We start from the raw sequence: 22,681 nt of genomic DNA on the forward strand, positions 1-22,681 counted from the left end.
CAAGTAACAAGGCGCAGGAATCATAAAACATAAATCAACCGCATTAACTGCAACATTTGAGCTATCATGCAGTTTCAGTTGCTAACCAATAACTGTCAATTTCTTACCTTGCGGCCATGAACGCTCCTGTCAATGAAATAACCAAATCCCTTACCGGGAAATTATCACTTCGTGATTGCTCCGTAGATGAACTGCAGCAGCTTGTAAACAAATATCCTTTTTTTGGCCCGGCGCAGTTACTCTTTGCGAAAAAACTAAAAGATCAAAACACTTCTTCGGACAATAAACATATTCAGAAAGCTTCCCTGTTTTTTCAAAACCCAGTATGGTTCGATCACCTGATCAATGATAATTCAGACGACACCATTGTTGAAAAAAAGGAAGAACCGGTTGTGTTTAACAGGAACACCGAAATGGAAACTCCGGCTACGGTGGAGAAAGTAGTTGACCAGACCTATTCCCACAAAACACAAAAGGAAAATGACGAACCCTTTGATGAAGAAGGTTCGTTGGAAAATCAACCTGCATTAGAAATACCGAAACTAAAAATAGAACCGATTGATCCATCCAAAGCAGAACTGACATTCGAGCCGTATCATACCATCGATTATTTTGCTTCACAAGGAATAAACCCTAAACAAGAAGAAAAGCCAAAGGATTCGTTTACCAAACAACTTAAAAGCTTTACCGAGTGGCTAAAAATAATGAAACGATTACCTGTCTCTGAAATTACCGCTGACATCAGCCCTGCTGATGAGAAAAAGGTAGAGAAGATGGCAGAAACATCTATTAACGACCGCGAAGTTGTTACAGAAACCATGGCGGAAGTGTGGGAAAAGCAGGGAAATGTTCGAAAAGCCACCGAAGTCTACCGGAAATTAAGTTTGCTCAATCCCGCCAAAAGCTCTTATTTTGCAGCCAAAATTGAACAATTAAAGAATTTGTGATATGACTATTTTATTTGTGATTTTGATCATTCTGGCTTCAGTGGTGTTGGGACTTATTGTATTGATCCAAAACCCTAAAGGCGGTGGCCTGACTGGCAGTATTGCCGGCTTCAGCAATCAATTCATGGGTGTAAAACAAACAACAGATGTGCTGGAAAAAGGCACCTGGATTTTCGCTGCTGTTGTGGGTCTTCTATGCCTGCTTTCTGCTTTTTTCATTACCGGCAACACTTCTTCTGGTTCAGTAGATAGTAAAGCCAGTGGCGCATCGGTTCCGGCTGCTACGCAACCCGCGACACAGCCTGCACAATTACCATCGAACACCGTGCCTCTTGATTCTCCTGCCAAATAATCAAAACGTTATAATATTCAGAAACCCTGTCGCAAAGACAGGGTTTTTTGTTTAATTTGTTTTTTATACCATAGCTATAAGATTAAACTAATATTTAAATGGTATAATCTATCCATATCTCAGAAAACTAAAAAGGGATGAAAAGAAAAATCATACTCGGCTTTCTACTAGCTGTCGTTTTAATAGTTGCTTTTGTAGCCTGGAAATTTTTGGGCCCCACTTTACATGCTCCTGAAAAAAAATATTTCTATATACACACCGGTCAAAATTTTGAAGGTGTAAAAACGGACCTGAAACACCAAAAAATAATGTCTGGTTCAATTTGGTTTGGCTGGGCCTCAAAAATACTTGGGTATGAAAAAGTAAAGCCCGGGCGTTACGAAATAAAAAAAGGAATGAGCCTTGTAAGCCTGGTTCGTATGCTGAAGAATGGCCAGCAATCCCCGGTAAATTTTGTGATCACGAAATTAAGAACAAAGGAATCGCTCGCTTCCCGCATTGGTAATTTGTTTGAATGTGATTCAGCCCAAATGATGCAATTTCTTAATAATGCTGATTCATTGAAAGAATACAATTTTGATACAAGTACCGTCATGGCAATAGCGATGCCTTTTACCTACACGATTAAATGGAACACAACGCCACAAAACATCTTTCAACATTTTAATGCCGCTTATAAAAACTTTTGGACAGATGAACGGAAACAAAAAGCCACGAACCTTGGCTTAACTCCTGTGCAGGTATCAACGCTGGCTTCTATCATCGAAGAAGAAACCAACTCAAAAACAGACAAGCCAAATGTAGCCAGTGTGTACCTCAACCGGATTGCAAAAGGAATGCCCTTGCAGGCGGACCCAACGGTGAAATTTGCATTACGGGATTTTGGAATTAAAAGAGTATTAAGAGGCCATCTTGATACTCCATCGCCATACAATACTTATATCAATAAAGGTTTGCCGCCCGGTCCCATCTGTACACCGGCAGTTGAAACAATCGATGCCGTATTGAACTCTCCCAGGACAGACTATATCTATTTTGTTGCAAACAGTGCTTTTGATGGCACTCATATTTTTACTACTAACTATGCAGAACATATGAAGTATGCAAAACTGTACCAGCAGGAATTGAATAAAAGGAATATCAAATAATTTGCATGCATTGGCTAACCCGTCTACGGAGAAGATTCCTGGTATCAACACCGGTAAAATTCCTGATCAGGAAAAGCAAAAAGATTTTGCTGCCGGGTTTCCAGGGTATTCCGCTTTTCGATGTGATCCGGTTTTTCTTTTTACAAGCCAATAAAACAGGATTCACCGAAAGAGCCTCGGCCATTTCTTTCAACTTCACTATGACCATTCCGCCCGCCGTGATCTTCCTGTTTACCCTTATCCCCTACCTGCCTATTTCACAGGAATTCGTCAACCAGATGTTTTCATTGATAAGAGATGTAATGCCCGGTGAAAAGAACAACGGAAGGTTGATAAAATTTTTATCGGATATTTTAAGTAACCAACGTACTGGTTTGTTATCAACCGGCTTTTTGCTGGCGATGTTTTTCTCGTCCAATGCAGTCATGGGCATCATGCGATCCTTTGATCGAAACTATATTGGTTTCACAAAGCGCAATGATTTTCATGAACGGCTGGTAGCACTGCGTCTAACATTTATCTTGTTTATTTTATTCTTCACGTCCATCCTCACTCTTATCATGCAGGGATCTGTACTAAGGTGGTTAGGCATCACCAATTCCACCCTGATCACCGTGATTCATAACCTGCGCTGGGTAGTTATAGTTTTACTTTTTTTCTTCAGCATCTCGTTTATATATCGTTATGCTCCTTCCGTGCACAAGCGATGGGAACTAGTCAATCCCGGATCGATACTGGCCACGTTCCTGATGATTCTCTTTACCGCAGGCTTCTCTTATTGGGTCAGCAATTTTTCGAATTATAATGAACTATATGGCTCTATTAGCACGGTGCTGATCCTGATGTTACTAATTTATTTTAATTCACTGGTATTGCTGATTGGATTCGAACTAAATGTGAGTATCAATTCCTTAAAACACGAAGTGGATGAAAGGAATAAAAACATTGTCAGCGGAAATCATGTAGCCTGATTTTTGTTGAAATTTGTAAAGAACCCTAAACCTAACGCTATGCAAAAATCATTCTTTTCACTGGCGCCTGCCCTGGCAATCGCTTTGCTTCTGGCTCATTTAGTGAATGAGCCATTACCAATCGGCTCCGCACTGCCTAACCCAGACACAAAAATGAAAGACATTTCAGGCAAAGAAGTTTCTTTCAGGGATGTAAATAAGAAAAATGGATTGCTGGTAATGTTTAGTTGTAATACCTGTCCTGTTGTGGGTAAATACCAATCAAGAACATTGGAAATAGGAAAGTTTGCCAGTGATAAAGAAATCGGTGTAGTGCTGTTAAACTCCAACGAAGCGACAAGGGATGATGGCGAATCGTATGAAGACATGAAGAACTATGCAAGGGAACAGGGGTATAAATTCAGTTATGTAGTGGACAAAAATTCGGTAATGGCCGATGCGTTTGGCGCCACCCGCACTCCGGAGCTATTCCTCTTCGACAAATCAGGTAAGCTGGTCTACCACGGTGCCATTGACGACAATGCAAACGGTCCTGATAAGGTAACAAGGCAGCATGCCAGGATTGCTATTGAGGAAATGGTAGCCGGTAAACAGGTGTCTACTACCACTACCCGTTCGGTTGGCTGCACTATAAAAAGATTATAAACCGGAAACAAGTGATACACAGCCTGCAAAAAAAATTGTAGGCTTTTTTATGTACCCGTATGGAAATAAATCAGCCTTGCATCCTAATGCTGGATCGTTCACTTTATCACCTAAAAACCACGCTTATGTTATCCCCCGCACTGATCAACAAAGCTATTATCCTTGGCTTTATGGTAATGGTTGGCTATTCTATCGCAAAAAGTATACAGGCTGGCAGTCCGCTTGGATTGATATTGGCTATTGTAAGTCTTTGTGCAGGCATCTATTTTCTATACCTGCTGGTGCGGGCAAAAGAGCAGGCTGAACAGGAAGATACCGTTTAGCTTACCGCTTCAACATAGCTTCTATTTCTTTTTTCAATTTTTCCTTAGAAAAAGAATCTTCGACAAACTTTTTATACCTGTCGTTATTGTTGACAAAAAGAGTGGCCGGCAACGCACCTGACCAGGATGCATCAATTTTGGGGCAGAAATAATCTGCATTGGTTTCATCCAGCCAGGCTGACACACTGGTTATTTTTCTTTTTTGCAGAAATGCATCGACCTTCGACGGGTAATCATCTTCCATGTCGAGGCTGACAAGCAACAGTTGAAGGTTGTCCTTTTTGTATTCTTTTTCAAGGGCCAGGAAATAGGGCATTTCTTCAATACATGGTTTGCAATAGGTAGCCCAAAAATTGATCACCAGCGGCGTTTTGCTTTCTGCAATTATTTTCTCAAGATCCGTGATCTTTATTTTTTTTGCTTGTTGTCCGAAAACAGGCAGCGTAATAAATAAAGCACTAAATATGATTGTAACTATTTTCATTAAGCATTGTGAATTGATCCTTCGACCCTTCGACAGGCTCAGGGGTCAGGATTGAATATTCAAAATTTTATTCCGTTCTTTTAAAACTCCACTCATTTAATAGCTCATTGTATCTCGCTTCATCCAGTTTCCGCTGATCATAATGACCAGCCAGTGATTTTTGCCGGAATGCTTCGTATAAACTAACAGCGCATGCAACGCTTATATTCAATGATTGAATAATTCCGGCCTGTGGTATCACGAAGCTGCCATCTGCCATTGCCCTTATCTCCTCACTCACCCCATTATGTTCGTTGCCAAAAACCAGCGCTATGCTTTTGGTAAAATCGACCTGGTATAAACTTACTGCATCGTCACTTAAATGAGTCGTTAAAATGGATGAATACCTTTTACGCAAGGATGAAAAACATTCTCCTGCATTTTCATACTGATGAACAGTCAGCCATTTTTTTGCACTGGATGAACTTTTGAAGCCCCATTTTTTATGCCGGGGAATTCTCGTATTCAAAATAAAAAGTTCCTGTATCCCCACCGCATCGCAGGTTCTCATCACTGCGGAAATATTATGCGGATCAAACACATTTTCCAGAACGATGGTGATATCGTCCTGTCGTTTATTCAATACGGCGGTCAATTTTTCCATTCGTTGTGGTGTCATAAATCAACAGGCTTTAGCTTGCATTCCTGTTCAAATTAAGTATATTTATAAGGAATGATTTTCGCTTTTTTGTGACAAAGAAAAAACATTTTATGAAGTACTCACCTGTTCAAAATTATATTAACGGAAAGTTTGTCAATGGCACCTCCGAGCGGTCATTGGATGTTATTTCTCCAATTGACGGAGAGTTATTATCGAAAGTACCGATGTCTACAGCGGCGGACCTGGATGCAGCGATAAAAGCGGCTAAAGCGGCTTTTCCTGCCTGGAGCAAAACTCCGATCAAAGAAAGAGTACAGGTATTCTTTCGTTATAAACATTTATTGGAAAAACATATCCGGGAGCTTTCGGAGTTAATACAGGAAGAAAATGGCAAAACCTACGGCGAAGCATTAGCTGAAATTGAAAAAAGTGTTGAGCTCACTGAGTTCGCTACTTCGCTGCCGCAACTAATCACCGGCGAAGTATTGGAGGTAAGTAAGGGAGTGGAATGCAGAACAGAGCATGTACCGCTGGGGGTTGTTGCTTCTATTGTGCCTTTTAACTTTCCGTCCATGGTTCCCAACTGGACCATTCCGAATGCCATTGCGTTAGGCAACTGCATGATCATAAAACCATCGGAGAAAGTGCCACTGAGTTGCGGTAGATTAGCTGAGTTATTAAAAGAGGCCGGCCTGCCGGATGGCGTCTTTAACGTAGTGCATGGTGATGGTGAAATTGTAGAAGCTATTTGCGATCATCCGGGTATTGAAGCGGTGTCATTTGTGGGTTCCACAAAAGTGGCCAGGATCGTTTATCAACGTTCCACTTCTCATTTTAAAAGATGTCTTGCCCTGGGTGGAGCTAAAAATCACCTGATGGTATTGCCGGATGCGATTCCTGCAATGACGGCGCAAAATGTTGCCGCCAGTATGAGTGGTTGTGCCGGCCAGCGGTGTATGGCGGCTTCGGCTATGGTAGGTGTAGGTAATATTGATCACATCATTGATAAAATATGCGAGGAAGCAAAGAAGATTATTCCTGGCGAAAACCTCGGTGCTGTCATTAATAAAGCTTCACAGGAAAGAATTGAAAAATATATTACGGAAGCAGAACAACAGGGCGCAAAGGTATTAGTAGATGGTCGTCATGCAACCGTAAAAGGTAAGGAAAAAGGAACGTATGTCGGTCCCACAGTGATCGACTATGTAAAACCTGATATGTCAGTGGCAACAGAGGAAATATTCGGACCGGTCATTTCGATCATGCGTACGAATACTGTTGATGAAGCGCTGGCAATTGAAAATGCCAATCCATATGGCAATGCGGCTTCAGTGTTTACACAAAATGGTGGTATGGCACGTTACGTCATTGACAGGGCCAGTGCAGGAATGATCGGCGTAAATATCGGCGTACCCGTGCCAAGAGAACCTTTCTCCTTCGGCGGCTGGAATGAAAGCAAATTTGGCGTGGGTGATATAACCGGCAAAAGTTCCATTGAGTTTTGGACAAAGTTGAAAAAGAGTACAACCAAATGGAATCCTGAGGCTGGAGTAAACTGGATGAGTTAGGCGGCCCCCTCTAAATCTCCCCCCAAAGGTGAGACTTGCTAACGCACAACCCTGATAGTCGAAGTATATTTATTTGTTGGAAGTTGTTATAATGCTGATGTGGAAGATACACAGTTTGGATATGCACCAAAGCACCGCTCCTTCTCCTTGGGAGAAGGAGTTGGAGGATGAGGCCGGAATCCTGAAGCGGGAGTAAACTGGATGAGTTAGCCTGTCTGAACCACGATTTATAGGATTATGGGAAAATTAAATCCTATAAATCATTTAATCCGCCCAAATCATGGTTCAGACAAATGGATTAAGAACACGACAATGATTATGATTTTTATTATATGCGCAGATTAAACTCATAATCAATCTTAATAATCATGAGAATCTGCGTTCTTTTAAATTTATATGAACACAAGAACAATTTCCAAATCGCAAGAACTTCAAAGCACCCCTTTGGGAGAAGGGGGCGAAATAATTCAAACCAACCAGGATTACACGTTGTTTTCCTGGAGCAAACAAAAAGGTACTAATCCTATTGCTGTTAAATACGGTGAAGGAGTTTATCTCTATGACTATGACGGCAAAAAATATATTGACTTTTCGTCGGGCTTGATGAATGTGAACATTGGTCATGGCAATCAACGCATCACTGATGCCGTGGTTAAACAAATGCAGCAAGTTGCTTACGTTACTCCCAGCTGCGTAACAAAAGTGCGGGGTGAGTTGGGAAAAAAATTAGCTGCAATTTGCCCCGGCGACCTAAATAAAGCCTTCTTTACTTTATGTGGCGCTACGTCTATCGAGAATGCTATTAAACTGGCCCGGTTATATACTGGCCGGCATAAAATAATAACCCGTTATCAATCATATCACGGTGCATCGTATGGAGCCTTGAGTGCCAGTGGCGACCCGCGCCGAATACCGATGGATGCACAACAGGCTCCCAACTTTGTACATATTGATATTCCCTACCTGTATCGTTGGGAATATGGCGAAGAAAGTCTGCTGAAAGAATCTGTTGCACAACTGGAACGAATGATTGCTTATGAGAATCCCGGGAATATCGCCGCTATTTTATTAGAGGGTGAATCTGGTTCATCAGGTTGTTTGCAATACCCGGTTGGTTATTTGAAAGCTGTAAGAGAAATCTGCAACAAGCATGGCATTTTATTAATTATGGATGAAGTGATGAGTGGCTTTGGCCGAACAGGCAAATGGTTTGGTTTTGAAAACCACGGCATCATACCTGATATGATCTGTATGGCTAAAGGATTAACCTGTGGCTATCTTCCCTTCGGTTGCCTGATGGTATCGGATAAGATCGCCGCAAAATATGACGATGCTGTATTACCACTGGGTCTTACTTACTCAGCTCATCCGGTCAGTTGTGCCGCTGCACTGGAAACATTGAAGATCTATGAAGATGATGACCTGATCGCTAATGCTGCAGCTATGGGTAAATACCTGGATGCACAAATTGAAAAGTTGAAACAAAAACATCCAAGTATTGGCAATTGGCGAAATACCGGTTTACTAGGTTGCCTGGAATTGGTAAAAAACCGGCAAACAAAGGAACCGATGGCGCCGTTCAATGCAAGGCCTGATGAAATGACGGTGATGAACAAGGTAGCGGCAAAGATCAAGGAGCTCGGGATGTACACTTTTGTTCGGTGGAGCTATATTTTTATCGCACCGCCGTTGATTATTACAAAAGAGCAGATTGATGAAGGACTGACGATCATAAGTGAAGCGATCAGGATCGCTGATGAGCACACAACTTCGTAGGGAATTACGACAATTGCGAATTTGCCTGTCGGCTCAGGCGCACAGAACTCTGTAAACCCAATCATATAAAAATGGCAAATACATTTACACGATTATACATCCAATTTGTCTTTGCCGTTAAACACCGGCAAAGCCTTATTCACAAGGAGTGGAAAAATGAACTGTATAAATATATAACCGGTATCGTTCAAAACAACAAAAGCAAAATGCTGTCTATAAATGGCATGCCGGATCATATTCACATTTTTATTGGTTATAAACCTTCAGTTTCTATTCCAGACCTTGTTAAAGATATAAAAGTGGCAAGCAGTTCATTGATAAATGATAAACATTGGACTAACCACCGGTTTAACTGGCAGGAAGGTTATGGCGCTTTTTCATACAGGCTTCGGGACATTGATGAAATATGCAGGTACATTCAAAATCAGGAAATACACCATCAAAAGAAAACATTCAGGCAGGAATATATTGAACTACTAAAAGATTTTGATGTGGAATATGATGAAAAATATTTGTTTGAATTGTTTGATAGTTTATATTCAACTCCTACGGAGTTGGAGAGAGACTCATGATACATTTCTATAAATATTTGTCTCCTACGGAGACATGAAGATAAAACCAGGTCATCTAATTTAAACTCCTCCGGAGTTTAATATTTATAGAAGGATTGTTTAAATTCAAACAACGACTCCGCAGGAGTCGAATATGCTGAAAAAATAAATCAGAAATACCAGTGCAAGAAAATATACATGCCTCCTCTCTGGTCAACGAAGACCTCGCCCCTATTCCATCCGAAAAAAGAAAATGGGGAACATGGAATTATGCAGCGCTATGGATCAGTATGAGCCTTTGTATCCCTACCTACATGCTGGCAAGTTCATTGATCGGTGGTGGTATGAATTGGTGGCAAGCTATTCTCACCATCTTTCTTGGCAATACGATCGTTTTGATACCAATGATCTTAAACGGTCACGCCGGTGCAAAATATGGAATCCCCTTTCCAGTTTTTGCCAGGGCAAGCTTTGGAACAAAAGGCGCCAATGTTCCCGCCATCTTAAGAGCTATTGTCGCCTGCGGCTGGTTTGGTATTCAAACATGGATCGGTGCGGCCGCCATTTATAATATATTGAGAGCATGGAATCCATCATTACCGGAAATTGACAACCAGTCTTTATTTCCGCAGGCAATACCAATGGTCTGCTTTCTTGTTTTTTGGTTGTTGAACATGTTTATTGTTTACCTCGGTGTAGAAAGCATAAAAAAATTATTAGTATTCAAAGCCATTTTTCTTCCGGTGGCTGCATTGGCTTTACTATTTTGGGCTATTAGTGCTGCCAACGGATTGGGTCCTATACTGGAACAACCATCCAAATTATCGGGTGCATCATTCTGGAATTATTTTTTTCCGGCATTAACGGGCATGGTAGGTTTTTGGGCAACCTTATCCTTAAATATTCCTGATTTCACCCGCTATGCTAAATCGCAAAAAGCACAAATAAATGGGCAGGCAATTGGTTTGCCTCCATCCATGACCTTATTTGCATTTATTGGAGTGGTGGTAACCTCTGCAACGGCCATTGTATATGGAAGTACTATCTGGGATCCTGTAGCACTGGCTGGAAAATTTGAAAATAAAATGATGGTAACATTTGCCATGATCGCTGTTGCTATTTCAACCTTAGCTACTAACATCGCTGCGAACATCGTTAGTCCGGCCAATGATTTTTCCAACCTTGCTCCCAATAAAATCAATTTTAGAATGGGCGGTTATATCACCGGTGTGATTGGCGTTCTGATCTTTCCCTGGAAATTGATCGCCGATCCTACCGGGTATATTTTCACCTGGCTGATTGCTTATTCTAGTTTGCTTGGACCTGTGGGCGGCATCATGATCGCCGATTATTATTTTATCCGGCGCCAGCAATTAGAGGTAAATGAACTTTATAAGCACAACGGCAAGTACAGTTTTAAGAATGGTTTTAATACCAATGCCATAGTTGCCTTGTTGATTGGCATATTACCCAATGTGCCCGGCTTCCTGGTTACAATAAAACTAATTCCGGCAGATTCAGTGCCTGTATGGATTGCTCATTTATACAATTATGCCTGGTTCGTTGGGTTTTTCGTTAGTGGGATTCTTTATATATTACTAATGAGGAGAACCATGATTTATAAGATTGAGAAAGATTATGAGGATATGATATTGAAAATGCAAAAGACAGATGTGCTGGCGCAGAAATAGGTTAACTCCCTAAGATTGCCTGGTAAGCGATGATGCGTTTAAATTTTTTGTATGTCCATATTAATAAAAAATGGAAGGATTATCACAGCAGATGCAGATTATACTGCTGATATTTTTATTGAAGGCGAAGTGATAAAAATCATTGGTAAAGACCTTGCATTAAAAGCCGATCAGGAAATTGATGCCAGAGGCAAACTAGTTTTTCCTGGTGGTATCGATCCGCATGTCCACCTGGATATGCCGTTTATGGGAACCTTTAGCAGCGACAATTATGAAACCGGAACAAGAGCGGCGCTGTATGGCGGCACTACGATGGTGATCGATTTTATTTTACAAAAGCAAGGTAATTCTCTACGCTCCGCATTGGAAGAATGGAGGGGCCGGAGCGATAATAACTGTGTCGGTGATTATAGTTTCCATATGGCTGTCACTGATTTCAACGATAATACGAAGAAAGAGATCCAGGAGATGATCGAAAAAGAAGGTATCACTTCTTTCAAAACTTTTATGGCCTATAAAGGCGCCCTCATGATCGATGACCGGCAAATGGTGGGACTGATGGATGAAGTAAAAAAACATGGCGGACTGATCAATGTTCATGCTACTAATGGCGATATGATCGATTATCTGATTGCCAAACACAAAAGCGAAGGCAAACTTTCACCACTTTATCATTACTTATCACAGCCTGAAGTAACGGAGGCTGAAGCCAGCGAACGTTTTGCCGATATGGCCAATTACACCGGCTGCCCGGGTTATATTGTTCACCTGACCTGCGAAGGCGCATTAAATGCCGTTCGAAATGCCACCCGGCGAAATCAAAAGCTATTTGTGGAGACCTGCATACAATATTTACTGCTTGATGCTACGTTATACCAAAAAGATTTTGAAGGCGCCAAATGGGTGATGAGCCCACCGCTTCGTCAAAAGAAAGACCAGGAAACACTGTGGGCCGGCATCAACCAGGGACTGGTGCAAGTAGTAGCAACTGATCATTGTCCATTCAAATGGGAACAAAAATTGATGGGCAAAGATGATTTTTCTAAAATACCCAATGGACACCCGGCCATTGAAAACAGGATGGAACTTTTATATAGTGAAGGCGTTCATAAAGGAAAGATAACATTAAACAAATATGTAGAATGTGCCTGCACCAACCCGGCAAAAATATTCGGCATGTTTCCTCGAAAAGGAACAATTGCTGTAGGTAGTGATGCTGACATTGTCATTTTTGATCCCAGTGAAAAACATGTGTTGTCTGCTAAAACGCATCACATGAATGTTGACTATAGCGGTTACGAGGGTTGGGAAGTAACAGGAAAAGTGAAAACCGTGTTATTAAGAGGACAGGTTGCGATTGATGAGAACAAATGTTTAGTGGAAAAAGGCTATGGACAATTTATCAAACGAAAAAAAGTCAGATCCATGATTTAAGAGATTAAAAGGATTATAAGGAAATAGAAAATTAATTTTCGCAACGCACTACAAACTTGAAAACTTAAAATTTTAAAACTTATCTCATGCCACGAATGATTAAATCAGGACTTATTCAAATGTCGTTGCCAAAATCAGAAGGCGAAGGAACGATCGAAGAGATTAAGGAAGCAATGGTGCAAAAACATATTCCGTTAATCGAGGAAGCCGGAAAAAAAGGCGTCCAGATACTTTGCCTGCAGGAGATTTTCAATACTCCTTATTTCTGCCCCGGCCAGGATAAAGCATGGTATGAATCAGCAGAGGCTGTTCCTGGTCCTACTGTTGCACGAATGCAGGAGTATGCAAAGAAATATAATATGGTCATGATCGTTCCGGTCTATGAAAAAGAACAGGCGGGTGTTTTATATAATACAGCAGCAGTGATTGATGCAGATGGAACATTTTTAGGTAAGTACAGGAAAAATCATATCCCGCATACCTCCGGTTTTTGGGAAAAATTTTTCTTCAAACCAGGGAATCTGGGTTATCCCGTCTTTCAAACAAAATATGCGAAAGTGGGTGTATATATCTGCTATGATCGTCATTTTCCGGATGGAGCAAGATGTTTGGGATTAAACGGAGCGGAGATCGTTTATAATCCTTCGGCGACAGTGGCAGGTCTTTCACAATATTTATGGAAATTGGAACAACCAGCTCATGCTGCTGCCAACGGATATTTCATGGGATGCATCAATAGAGTAGGTACAGAAAAGCCCTGGAACCTTGGCAAGTTCTATGGCAACAGTTATTTTGTTGATCCAAGAGGACAAATATTTGCCCAGGCCAGTGAGGATAAAGATGAATTATTGATCGCCGATTTTGATTTGGATATGATTGAAGAAGTGAGAGCTACATGGCAATTCTTTAGAGACAGAAGACCAGAGACCTATGGAAAACTCGTAGAATTATAACCCCTGTCCCCTAAAGGGGAACTTAGGTCAATTATTCATTACAGGTTTTATAAGTTCTTTAAAGTTCAGGATTAATGATTATGATACCGGCGACAGTTTTTCATGGCATCTTAGTTGCGTCGCACTCTTGGACTTTCTGTACATCGGGCATCAGTTAAATCTCCGTAGCAATTGTTATTTTAATATCCGGGATCTATGGCTATAATAAACAACAGACTTTCTAAAGAACAATACGAAGCAAACTTCGCTGACATTCATCCGCCGTTTGAAAACAAAACAGCAGCTGAAGTGGATGCAAACCGATGCCTGTTTTGCTATGATGCCCCCTGCACCAAGAGTTGCCCAACCCATATTGATATACCTAAGTTCATTAAACAGATCACGACAGAAAATATAAAAGGATCTGTTCATACTATTCTTTCTTCCAATATCATGGGTGCCGGTTGTTCAAGAGTTTGCCCGGTGGAGAAATTATGTGAAGGCGCCTGTGTGTACAACTTATTAGAAGAGGAACCAATTCCTATTGCAAGATTGCAGCGTTACTCTACGGAAATTGCAATGGAGAACAAGTGGCAGTTATTTGAACGAAAAAAAACAACGGGAAAAAAATGTGCTGTTGTAGGCGCCGGCCCTGCTGGTTTAAGCTGCGCCCATACTTTATCAAGAGAAGGCGTTGATGTGACGATCTATGAAAAAGAAAGTAAAGGAGGCGGCCTGATGACTTACGGAATCGCCGCTTATAAAGTAACGCCACAGTTTTGCGAAGATGAAGTGAATTACATTACGGCTATTGGCGGTATTGATATAAAATACAACCAGGAACTGGGGCGGGATATAACCCTGGCTGAACTCCAAAAAAATTATGATGCCGTTTATCTCGGTATTGGTGTTGGCGTAGCAAGACAATTGGATATACCGGGCGAAGAATTGGAAGGTGTAGTAGATGCTATTAGTTTTATTTATGATATACGCAGCAGAGAATATTCATCTGTTCCAGTTGGAGATAAGGTTGCTGTGATTGGAATGGGAATGACAGCGATCGATGCCGCTACGCAAGCAAAGCGGCTTGGGGCAAAAGAAGTAACATTAGTTTACCGGAGAACAGAAGAGGAAAAACCCTGCACGGATGTTGAGCTGGATATCGCTAAGCTGGATGGCTGTGAAATCATCTGGCTGGCAGCACCGAAAGAAGTGAAAGGTGAAACGGCCCGCCCGAATGACCCGGTCGGACGGGGAAAAGTGAAAGAATTGGTTTGCAGTGTGATGAAACTGGGCGATCCTGATACAAGTGGAAGAAGAACGCCTGTTGACACTGGTGAAACATTTACGCTGACTGTTGATATGGTTATCAAAGCAGCAGGGCAAGTGCCTTTTGAAGAGTTGGTAAAAAATAATCAACTGGAAAATAAAAACGGAAAACTTGTTATTGATAAAAATTGTTCTACTAATATAAAAGGCGTTTTTGCAGGTGGTGATTGTGTTAATGGAGGAAAGGAAGTCGTAGATGCGGTGCAGGCGGGAAAACTGGGAGCAAAGGCGATTCTGGAATATTTGAAGCCCCCTTCCGATCCCGACGTGTTGTCGGGACCACCAACATACTAACCTCGCTTATCGGGAACTCTGCAATCAATCGGAGTTTTCGAAAATGTTGAGTAGTGATATAATGCTGATGTGGTAGTTGTGAAGTTTGGTTTAGTAATGGAGTACCGCCGCCTCTCTTTGGGAGAGGAGGAAGGGAGGTGAGGCCTGAACAGCGAACAGAATGATGAAGTGTCCGCCAGCCGGCGGAACAGCAGCTGAATAGAATTACTGAAGCTGGTAACATAAAAGAAAAAATTATGGCAGACATCAGTTCAAACTTTCTTGGCATCAAATCTCCCAACCCGTTCTGGCTGGCGAGTGCCCCTCCTACGGATAAAAAATATAATGTGCTTCGTGCCTTTGAAGCAGGTTGGGGCGGTGTAGTTTGGAAAACGTTGGGTTCGCAGGTGAAAAATGTATCATCAAGATATTCCGCTGTTGATTTCGGCCGGCAACGGGTAATGGGTTTTAATAATATCGAACTCATCAGTGATCGTCCACTGAATATAAACCTGCAAGAAATTACGGAGTGCATCAAATTATTTCCCGATCGTGCCATGGTCGTTTCCTTAATGGCCGATAATGACAAGAAGAGCTGGCATGAATTGATAAAAAAAGTAGAGGATACAGGCGCACACGGACTGGAATTAAACTTTGGCTGTCCGCACGGTATGACAGAAAGAGGAATGGGTGCAACTGTTGGACAAGATCCCGAGATCGCCTGCATGGTGGTGGAATGGGTGATGGAAGCAGCTACAATTCCTGTTATCACAAAACTTACACCCAATGTTCATTCCGTGGTACCAACCGGAAGATCGGTGGTAAAAGCAGGCACCAATGCATTATCATTAATCAACACGATACAATCAGTAACAGGTGTCGACCTCGATACGCTGGTTCCCAATCCTTATGTAGCAGGTAAATCAGTGTTTGGTGGTTATTGCGGACCTGCTGTAAAACCTATCGCGTTGAAAATGCTGACGACTATTGCACAGGATGAATTGACCAGGCAAGTTCCCATTTCCGGCATTGGTGGTATCAGCACCTGGAAAGATGCAGTTGAATTTATGCTATTGGGTGCTTCGAATGTCCAGGTATGTACGGCAGCAATGAAGCATGGCTTCAGAATCATTGATGATATGATTGAGGGGCTCACCAACTGGATGGATGAGAAAGGTTTTAAGACCCTCGATGATTTTATCGGCAAATCAGTAAGCACCATTACACATTGGGAGGATTTGGATATCAATTATCATCATATCGCCAAAATAAACCAGGATAAATGCATTCACTGCGGCCTTTGCTATATTGCCTGTGAAGACACATCGCATCAATCTATAAAGCTGGATTATGGTAATCCTTACAACACGTATACTGTGATTGAAGAAGAATGTGTGGGTTGTAATCTTTGTAAGCTGGTATGCCCTGTTGACCAATGTATAACGATGGAGGTACACCGCAAAGGGGAAGAATACCTGAACTGGAAAGAATTTGTACGCAGAGGACTTCCCCTCAATGATCATTAATACTTCTTCCTCCAATATTTTTCTACCTTTGGGCTTCATCTATTTTTCTTTTATAAACCAATAGACTATGAATAAGGGTGTAAAAAAAGCATTGAAAATAACGGGTATCGTTGTAGTAGTATTAGTTGCTCTCGCATTTATCATTCCCATTGCTTTTAAGAAACAGATCACTGAACTGGTAAAAAAAGAGGTTAACAAAAGTCTCACAGCAAAAGTTGATTTCGCAGACGTAAGTCTGTCCCTTTTTCGTCATTTTCCAAAAGTATCAATCAGTCTCAATGATCTTACTGTTATTGGCACCGGTGAATTCGCCGAAGACACTCTTATTGCGACAAAGAACCTGGATGCGTCTGTTAATTTGATAAGTGTCATCAAAGGAAAAGACATCAAAGTATCCGGTGTGTACTTAGAGTCTCCCCGTGTTCATGCCCTGGTAAATAAAGATGGAAAAGCAAACTGGGATATCGCTAAAGAAGACAGTTCTGCATCAGCCTCTTCCGATACTTCTGCTTCGGCATTTAAAATGACACTGCAGAAATATGCCATTAAAGATGGGTATATCTATTATAAAGATGAAAGCAGTGACATGAGTGCGGAGATATCAGGCCTTGATCACGAAGGCAGCGGTGACTTTACACAAGATGAATTTATTCTTTCAACCGTCACCAAAACCAATGCCGCCAGTTTTACCTATGCGTCTATCCCCTACCTGGCTAATACAAAAACAAGCATTGGCGCTGATATAAAAATTGATAACAAGACCAATACGTATACTTTCAAAACGGATGATATTGCGTTGAATAATTTAAAAGTATCGGCAGATGGAGCTTTTCAACTGGTGAATGATAGCACGTATAATATGGATATAAAATTTAAATCTCCTTCCAATGAGTTTAAAGATATCCTGTCACTGATCCCTGCTGTCTACAAGAATGATTTCGCAACCATAAAAACAAGCGGCAGCGCTTTATTCAACGGCTGGGTAAAAGGCATTTACAGCCCGACACAAATGCCGGCTTATGATGTAAACCTCGAAGTAAAAGATGGATTCTTTCAGTACCCTGACTTACCCAAACCGGTGAAAAATATCCAGGTTGCTATGCACCTGAGCAATCCTGATGGAAAAATGGATAATACCATAGTTGACATTTCAAAAGGTCATCTAGAAATGGATAACGAGCCATTTGATTTCAAACTGCTCTTTAAAAATCCGGAAACAGCGCAATACGTAGATGCAGTAGCAAAAGGCAAGCTTGACCTGGCCAATGTTTCCAAGTTTGTCAAACTGGAAGGCAACACAAAACTGGCAGGACTTATTTGGGCCGATGTTTTTGCAAAAGGAAATTTATCGGCCATACAAACCCAACAAGGACCATTTACTGCAGGCGGATTCCTGGACATAAAAAATCTCTTTTATTCTTCCAGCGACTTTCCACAACCAATTCAAAATGGCAATATGAAAGTGCAATTGCAAAATAGTGGTGGCATCGCTGATAACACTACCGTTGACATTTCAGCCGGTCATATTGAAGTAGGAAAAGATCCAATGGATTTTTCTTTACAATTGCGCAACCCTGTCTCATCCGTTGATTTTTCCGGAACTGCAAAAGGGCGTTTCACTTTAGATAATGTTAAACAATTTACGGCCCTGGAGCCCGGCACAAGTGTAAGCGGGATATTGAACGCTGACTTAGGATTCAGCGGTAATAAAACAGCCATCGATAAAAGTGAATATGACAAGATCAATATCAGCGGCACCGCCGGATTGTCGAATGTAAAATATGCATCGAAGGATTATCCGACAGGCGTCACTATCAACAACACCCAACTTAATTTCAATCAAAAAAACATTAACCTTAACAGTCTTAGCGGAAATTATTTGAATACCAATTTTACCGCCAGTGGTGTATTGAACAATGTGATCGGGTATGCCATGCAGGATCAAACCCTATCCGGTAACCTTGATATAACGGCCGATAAACTGAACCTGAATGACTGGATGGGGACTGAACCTGCTCCTTCTACTGAGGCTTCAACAACATCAACTTTAGCCGATCCATTTTTGGTGCCCGACGGAATCAATATGACTATCAATGCCAAAGCAGCAGACGTAAAATATGATAAAGTAAACTATAGAAACATCAATGGCACACTGGTGTTAAATGATCAAACCGTAAAGTTGCAAAATGTGAAAACCGATGCACTGGATGGTTCAATTGCTTTCAACGGCTCTTACTCTACCAAAACAAATAAAAAACAACCGGACATCGCCATCAGCTATGATGTAAAAGATGTTGATGTACAAAAAGCATTTTTAGCATTCAATACCTTTCAAAAGTTGATGCCTATTGGACAGTTCCTGTCTGGCAAATTAAGTTCGCAGCTTAGCATGACGGGCAACCTGAATGGAGACATGATGCCAAACCTGGGCAGTCTTACCGGCCAGGGCAACCTGCTTTTACTCGAAGGTGTGTTGAAGAAATTCGCCCCACTTGAAAAACTGGCCGGCACATTGCAAATTGACGAGCTGAAATCCATCGCCATAAAAGACATTAAAAACTACATTGAATTTGCCAATGGCAAAGTATTGGTAAAACCATTTACTGTAAAAGTCAAAGACATTGATCTGCAAATTGGCGGCATGCACGGATTTGATCAATCCATCGATTATGTGGTAGCCATGAAAGTTCCCCGGAAATATTTAGGAACACAAGGCAACAACCTGGTCAATGGCCTGGCGACACAGGCAAGCAGCAAAGGAATTCCTGTTACGCTGGGTGATGTTGTAAACCTGAATATCAAAATGGGCGGCAGTATTTCCAATCCCTCTATCAAAACTGACCTGAAAGAAGTAGCCGGAGATGCAGTAGCAGATCTCAAACAACAGGCGGCTGATTTTGCACAGGCAAAAGCCGATAGTGCGAAGCAAAGAGTAAAAGATTCGGTGAATGCCGTAAAGAACCAGGTGGTGAATGATGTGAAAGAAGATTTAAAAAATAAAATTTTCGGCAATAAAGATTCGGTTCAAACAAATACTACAGACAGCACCAAAAAGAAAGCTGAACAAACGATAAAGAATACCATCAACGATCTGTTTAAGAAAAAGAAGAAGGCGGCGGCGGATACAACCGTTAAGCAATAAAAGAAAGAAGCCGCCAAACCTGGCGGCTTTTTTCTTTAGCCAGTAAGACTGTACGAACACATCAAGTCTATATCATCAACCGGAGTACATGCATTTGAAGGACCGTAAAAGCCGGTATTCTAACTTATCATCCTGATTGATCTATATCGAAAGCAGCTGATAAAATGATAACCTCCACTGCGTAGACACTTCTTTGATGGCAGTCCTTTTTGCATTCTTTCTTGCCGTATTCTTATAAACTCCATCCAATGCACTCTTTCTTATATTTGCAACGTGAAATTGTTGAGAAACATATTGTTCGTTGTTCTTTGCCTGCAGACCATTTTGCCGCATTCTCTTTTGCAGGATATCGTTCGCCTGCCTGTATTAGTGACTCATTATTTTCATCATAATCATTCCGGCCGGCACTTTCATTTTACAGATTTTATAGCCCAGCATTATTTCAACAAGGGGTATCATGATAAGCACCCGGATGAACATGATAATTTACCTTTTCGTCATCATGACTACGATGTGCAACAAATCATAATCGTCCTGGCATCGCATGATTATTCTTGTGCTCTTCCACCAGTGTACAATGTAAACAGGAAAAATAAAATCGTTTTCAACCAGCATTTCTGTTCTTCTTCTGCTTCATCCTCTGTCTGGAAGCCTCCAAAATTTGCTTAGTTTTTTCCGAAGACAAAATGTTGTGGGTGCAACCACACCGCTACTACGCATTTACAAAAATTAAGCACTCAAAAAATGAAAAGAATAGTATTGCCTGTTTTGGCATTATTAGTATTTAATGCTGCACATAGCCAAAATACTTTCAGAGCAATAATAAAAGACAGTACCACAAAAGAAGTGCTGGATGGAGCTTCCGCATCTTTGAAAGCTGATACCCTTTATTCTGTTACCAACCAATCCGGAGAAATAGTTATTAGCGGAGTTCCTGACGGAAGACAGGTTTTTGTAATAAGCCATGTAGGTTATCAAACAAAAGAATTTGTATTCAACTTTCCTCTGCCTGATACTGCTACTGCAGAGTTGTTGCTTGTTGCAGTAGCTGAAGCACTGGATGAAGTGGTAGTACAGGGCACAAGAAGCAATCGCAGTATTGCCAATACGCCTACCCGGGTGGAAGTGCTGACAGAAGAAATTGATGAAGCCGCAACTATGGATCCGAGTAAGGTGGCCCATTTGCTTACGCATAGCACAGGCATCCAGGTACAGCAAACTTCAGCAACCAGTAATACAGCCAATGTCCGCATCCAGGGACTTGACGGACGTTATACCCAGATATTGAAAGATGGTTTCCCTTTATACGGAGGTTTTAGCGGTTCATTGAGTATTATGCAAATCCCACCACTTGATCTGCGGCAAATTGAATACATTAAAGGTGGAGCATCCACACTATATGGCGGCGGCGCCATTTCCGGATTAATCAATTTGATTTCGAAAGAACCAACTACAGAAGAAACATTGATTCATTTGAATGCATCCCATATCGGCGCTTTCGATGTCAACAGTTTTGTAAGTAAGAAAACAGGCAATAGCGGTTTTACATTATTGGCGCAACGCAATACCCACAAAATATTTGATGCGGACAAAGACGGGTATTCCGATTGCCCGCAACTGACAAAATATAATTTCAATCCAAAATTGTTTTTTTATTTCAGTGATCGCACCCGCTTATCAGCCGGCGCCACTTTTACCAACGAAAAAAGACAAGGCGGTGATGTAAACCTGGTCAACAATGAAGCAACCACCTCCGATCATTATTACAAAGAAGTAAATGACATCAGCCGTATCACTACACAAATAAAGTTTGATCATAAACCCGACACCCACCAAACGATAACAGTCAGGAACAGCTTTAATATTTTCAAACGAAGTTTATCCATTACTCCGTCTTTTTCTTTGGGTGAATATCGTTTTGCCGGCAAGCAGTTATCATCTTTTTCAGAAGCCACCTACAGCAACAGGAAAGACAAGAACATTTTTATTGCCGGAATGAATTTTTATACTGATGATTTTAATGAAACAGCTTTGCAAAGCGCCATCCTGAGAAATGAAGATTATAAAACACTGGGTACATTTGTTAATTACACTTTCGACATAGGCGACAAACTGGCTATTGAAAGCGGGTTAAGAACTGATTATGTTTTTGATGAAAAATGGTATGTGTTGCCTCGAATATCTGTTTTATTTAAGTGGACAAAAAATCTTACAACAAGAGTTGGCAGCGGAATGGGTTATCGTAATGCAAGCATTTTTAACCAGGAAGCGGAGTTGCTGGGCTACCGGAATGTAATGCCTGTCGACAAGAATACGACGCATGCAGAAAAATCTTATGGTGGCAACATTGACATTGGATACAAGGTAACATTAGGAGAAAACTATTTTATCCATTTCAATCAAATGTTTTTCTATACTTATTTGGATAAGCCGTTAATACTGCTACAAACAACACCATCATCAGGTGTTTACAATTTTATGAATGCAATTGGCTATACCCGGAGTGCCGGTGCGGAAACCTTTTTCAAATTTGGCTTCTATGATTTTGTTTTGTTTGTCGGTTACACCTATACCAATGCTACCAATCATTTCAACAATACGAAGGCTGACGTAACACTTACACCCCGGCATAGTTTGAAAGGTGATCTCTTATATGCCATTCCCGGCAAATGGCGTATCGGGGTGGACTATGAATTTAAAAGCAGCCAGGCTTTGTCTAATGGGCTTAGGTCAAGATCATTTTGGACATTTGGTGCAGTGATTGAATACACCTGGAAGAACTATACACTCTTTGGTAATGTAGAAAACTATACCAATCTGCGGCAAACCGATTTTGGGAGTTTAAAATCTGCACCATACAATACGCCACAGTTCACCGAAGTATGGGCACCGCTTGATGGTATTGTGTTCAATTACGGTCTAAAGATCAGGCTATAAAATTTCAGGTTA

General features: G+C 41.3%; 19 protein-coding genes. 17 read left to right on the forward strand and 2 right to left on the reverse strand.

Annotation, left to right across the window (positions count from 1 at the left end; all coding sequences use genetic code 11):
- The first annotated feature begins 116 nt into the window (after positions 1-116).
- The 6 genes from P2W73_RS14060 to P2W73_RS14085 all read left to right on the forward strand — a co-directional run bounded on the left by P2W73_RS14060 (position 117) and on the right by P2W73_RS14085 (position 4,386).
- Positions 117-947: a DUF8458 domain-containing protein gene (locus P2W73_RS14060; RefSeq protein WP_276502697.1), complete on the forward strand. Its 831-nt coding sequence runs from the start codon at positions 117-119 to the stop codon at positions 945-947.
- A 1-nt stretch (position 948) separates the two neighbouring features.
- The gene (gene secG, locus P2W73_RS14065; protein ID WP_276502698.1) at positions 949-1,299 is read left to right on the forward strand and encodes a preprotein translocase subunit SecG; all 351 of its coding nucleotides are present in this window, start codon (positions 949-951) and stop codon (positions 1,297-1,299) included.
- Positions 1,300-1,436: 137 nt separating this feature from the next.
- Complete coding sequence (gene mltG, locus P2W73_RS14070) at positions 1,437-2,447, forward strand: endolytic transglycosylase MltG (RefSeq protein ID WP_276502699.1); 1,011 nt, start codon at positions 1,437-1,439, stop codon at positions 2,445-2,447.
- A gap of 5 nt (positions 2,448-2,452) precedes the next feature.
- On the forward strand, positions 2,453-3,418 hold the full coding sequence (locus P2W73_RS14075) for a YihY/virulence factor BrkB family protein (protein WP_276502700.1): 966 nt from the start codon (positions 2,453-2,455) through the stop codon (positions 3,416-3,418).
- A 39-nt stretch (positions 3,419-3,457) separates the two neighbouring features.
- The gene (locus P2W73_RS14080) at positions 3,458-4,063 is read left to right on the forward strand and encodes a thioredoxin family protein (RefSeq protein ID WP_276502701.1); all 606 of its coding nucleotides are present in this window, start codon (positions 3,458-3,460) and stop codon (positions 4,061-4,063) included.
- 125 nt (positions 4,064-4,188) lie between these two features.
- Positions 4,189-4,386, forward strand: a complete 198-nt coding sequence (locus P2W73_RS14085; protein ID WP_276502702.1) for a hypothetical protein — start codon at positions 4,189-4,191, stop codon at positions 4,384-4,386.
- Position 4,387: 1 nt separating this feature from the next.
- Here the strand turns inward: P2W73_RS14085 and P2W73_RS14090 are convergent, their stop codons facing one another.
- Complete coding sequence (locus P2W73_RS14090; protein ID WP_276502703.1) at positions 4,388-4,870, reverse strand: TlpA disulfide reductase family protein; 483 nt, start codon at positions 4,868-4,870, stop codon at positions 4,388-4,390.
- Positions 4,871-4,937: 67 nt separating this feature from the next.
- The gene (locus P2W73_RS14095) at positions 4,938-5,528 is read right to left on the reverse strand and encodes a TrmH family RNA methyltransferase (protein ID WP_276502704.1); all 591 of its coding nucleotides are present in this window, start codon (positions 5,526-5,528) and stop codon (positions 4,938-4,940) included.
- Between the two features lie 92 nt (positions 5,529-5,620).
- Here P2W73_RS14095 and P2W73_RS14100 point away from each other — a divergent pair, with 92 nt between their 5' ends.
- From P2W73_RS14100 to P2W73_RS14150, 11 genes are all read left to right on the forward strand, one after another.
- Positions 5,621-7,078: a CoA-acylating methylmalonate-semialdehyde dehydrogenase gene (locus tag P2W73_RS14100; protein WP_276502705.1), complete on the forward strand. Its 1,458-nt coding sequence runs from the start codon at positions 5,621-5,623 to the stop codon at positions 7,076-7,078.
- Positions 7,079-7,474: 396 nt separating this feature from the next.
- The gene (locus P2W73_RS14105) at positions 7,475-8,854 is read left to right on the forward strand and encodes an aminotransferase class III-fold pyridoxal phosphate-dependent enzyme (protein ID WP_276502706.1); all 1,380 of its coding nucleotides are present in this window, start codon (positions 7,475-7,477) and stop codon (positions 8,852-8,854) included.
- A 71-nt stretch (positions 8,855-8,925) separates the two neighbouring features.
- Positions 8,926-9,426: an IS200/IS605 family transposase gene (tnpA, locus tag P2W73_RS14110; RefSeq protein ID WP_276502707.1), complete on the forward strand. Its 501-nt coding sequence runs from the start codon at positions 8,926-8,928 to the stop codon at positions 9,424-9,426.
- A 161-nt stretch (positions 9,427-9,587) separates the two neighbouring features.
- Positions 9,588-11,096, forward strand: coding sequence for an NCS1 family nucleobase:cation symporter-1 (locus P2W73_RS14115; RefSeq protein WP_276502708.1), 1,509 nt, complete (start codon positions 9,588-9,590; stop codon positions 11,094-11,096).
- A gap of 51 nt (positions 11,097-11,147) precedes the next feature.
- The gene (gene hydA / locus P2W73_RS14120; protein WP_276502709.1) at positions 11,148-12,530 is read left to right on the forward strand and encodes a dihydropyrimidinase; all 1,383 of its coding nucleotides are present in this window, start codon (positions 11,148-11,150) and stop codon (positions 12,528-12,530) included.
- Positions 12,531-12,616: 86 nt separating this feature from the next.
- Positions 12,617-13,483 (forward strand): nitrilase-related carbon-nitrogen hydrolase, encoded by an 867-nt coding sequence (locus tag P2W73_RS14125; protein WP_276502710.1) that lies wholly within the window; start codon positions 12,617-12,619, stop codon positions 13,481-13,483.
- A gap of 195 nt (positions 13,484-13,678) precedes the next feature.
- A complete protein-coding gene (locus P2W73_RS14130; protein ID WP_276502711.1) occupies positions 13,679-15,085 on the forward strand; it encodes an NAD(P)-dependent oxidoreductase in 1,407 nt (468 codons plus the stop codon).
- 236 nt (positions 15,086-15,321) lie between these two features.
- On the forward strand, positions 15,322-16,590 hold the full coding sequence (gene preA / locus P2W73_RS14135; protein ID WP_276502712.1) for an NAD-dependent dihydropyrimidine dehydrogenase subunit PreA: 1,269 nt from the start codon (positions 15,322-15,324) through the stop codon (positions 16,588-16,590).
- 67 nt (positions 16,591-16,657) lie between these two features.
- The gene (locus tag P2W73_RS14140) at positions 16,658-19,732 is read left to right on the forward strand and encodes an AsmA-like C-terminal region-containing protein (RefSeq protein WP_276502713.1); all 3,075 of its coding nucleotides are present in this window, start codon (positions 16,658-16,660) and stop codon (positions 19,730-19,732) included.
- Positions 19,733-20,014: 282 nt separating this feature from the next.
- Positions 20,015-20,401: a hypothetical protein gene (locus tag P2W73_RS14145; protein WP_276502714.1), complete on the forward strand. Its 387-nt coding sequence runs from the start codon at positions 20,015-20,017 to the stop codon at positions 20,399-20,401.
- Between the two features lie 75 nt (positions 20,402-20,476).
- A complete protein-coding gene (locus P2W73_RS14150) occupies positions 20,477-22,669 on the forward strand; it encodes a TonB-dependent receptor (protein ID WP_276502715.1) in 2,193 nt (730 codons plus the stop codon).
- Positions 22,670-22,681 lie beyond the last annotated feature (12 nt).

The organism is Terrimonas pollutisoli, assembly GCF_029360765.1.
Lineage (GTDB): Bacteria > Bacteroidota > Bacteroidia > Chitinophagales > Chitinophagaceae > Terrimonas_B > Terrimonas_B pollutisoli.

What these genes read in the sequence shown, in the direction of transcription:
- P2W73_RS14090 (WP_276502703.1), bottom strand. Translation starts at nt 4,870, where the DNA reads ATGAAAATAGTTACAATCATATTTAGTGCTTTATTTATTACGCTGCCT.
- P2W73_RS14125 (WP_276502710.1), top strand. Translation starts at nt 12,617, where the DNA reads ATGCCACGAATGATTAAATCAGGACTTATTCAAATGTCGTTGCCAAAA.
- mltG (WP_276502699.1), top strand. Translation starts at nt 1,437, where the DNA reads ATGAAAAGAAAAATCATACTCGGCTTTCTACTAGCTGTCGTTTTAATA.
- P2W73_RS14100 (WP_276502705.1), top strand. Translation starts at nt 5,621, where the DNA reads ATGAAGTACTCACCTGTTCAAAATTATATTAACGGAAAGTTTGTCAAT.
- P2W73_RS14130 (WP_276502711.1), top strand. Translation starts at nt 13,679, where the DNA reads ATGGCTATAATAAACAACAGACTTTCTAAAGAACAATACGAAGCAAAC.
- P2W73_RS14140 (WP_276502713.1), top strand. Translation starts at nt 16,658, where the DNA reads ATGAATAAGGGTGTAAAAAAAGCATTGAAAATAACGGGTATCGTTGTA.
- P2W73_RS14085 (WP_276502702.1), top strand. Translation starts at nt 4,189, where the DNA reads ATGTTATCCCCCGCACTGATCAACAAAGCTATTATCCTTGGCTTTATG.
- P2W73_RS14105 (WP_276502706.1), top strand. Translation starts at nt 7,475, where the DNA reads ATGAACACAAGAACAATTTCCAAATCGCAAGAACTTCAAAGCACCCCT.
- preA (WP_276502712.1), top strand. Translation starts at nt 15,322, where the DNA reads ATGGCAGACATCAGTTCAAACTTTCTTGGCATCAAATCTCCCAACCCG.
- P2W73_RS14075 (WP_276502700.1), top strand. Translation starts at nt 2,453, where the DNA reads ATGCATTGGCTAACCCGTCTACGGAGAAGATTCCTGGTATCAACACCG.
- P2W73_RS14095 (WP_276502704.1), bottom strand. Translation starts at nt 5,528, where the DNA reads ATGACACCACAACGAATGGAAAAATTGACCGCCGTATTGAATAAACGA.
- secG (WP_276502698.1), top strand. Translation starts at nt 949, where the DNA reads ATGACTATTTTATTTGTGATTTTGATCATTCTGGCTTCAGTGGTGTTG.
- P2W73_RS14150 (WP_276502715.1), top strand. Translation starts at nt 20,477, where the DNA reads ATGAAAAGAATAGTATTGCCTGTTTTGGCATTATTAGTATTTAATGCT.
- P2W73_RS14060 (WP_276502697.1), top strand. Translation starts at nt 117, where the DNA reads ATGAACGCTCCTGTCAATGAAATAACCAAATCCCTTACCGGGAAATTA.
- P2W73_RS14080 (WP_276502701.1), top strand. Translation starts at nt 3,458, where the DNA reads ATGCAAAAATCATTCTTTTCACTGGCGCCTGCCCTGGCAATCGCTTTG.
- tnpA (WP_276502707.1), top strand. Translation starts at nt 8,926, where the DNA reads ATGGCAAATACATTTACACGATTATACATCCAATTTGTCTTTGCCGTT.
- hydA (WP_276502709.1), top strand. Translation starts at nt 11,148, where the DNA reads ATGTCCATATTAATAAAAAATGGAAGGATTATCACAGCAGATGCAGAT.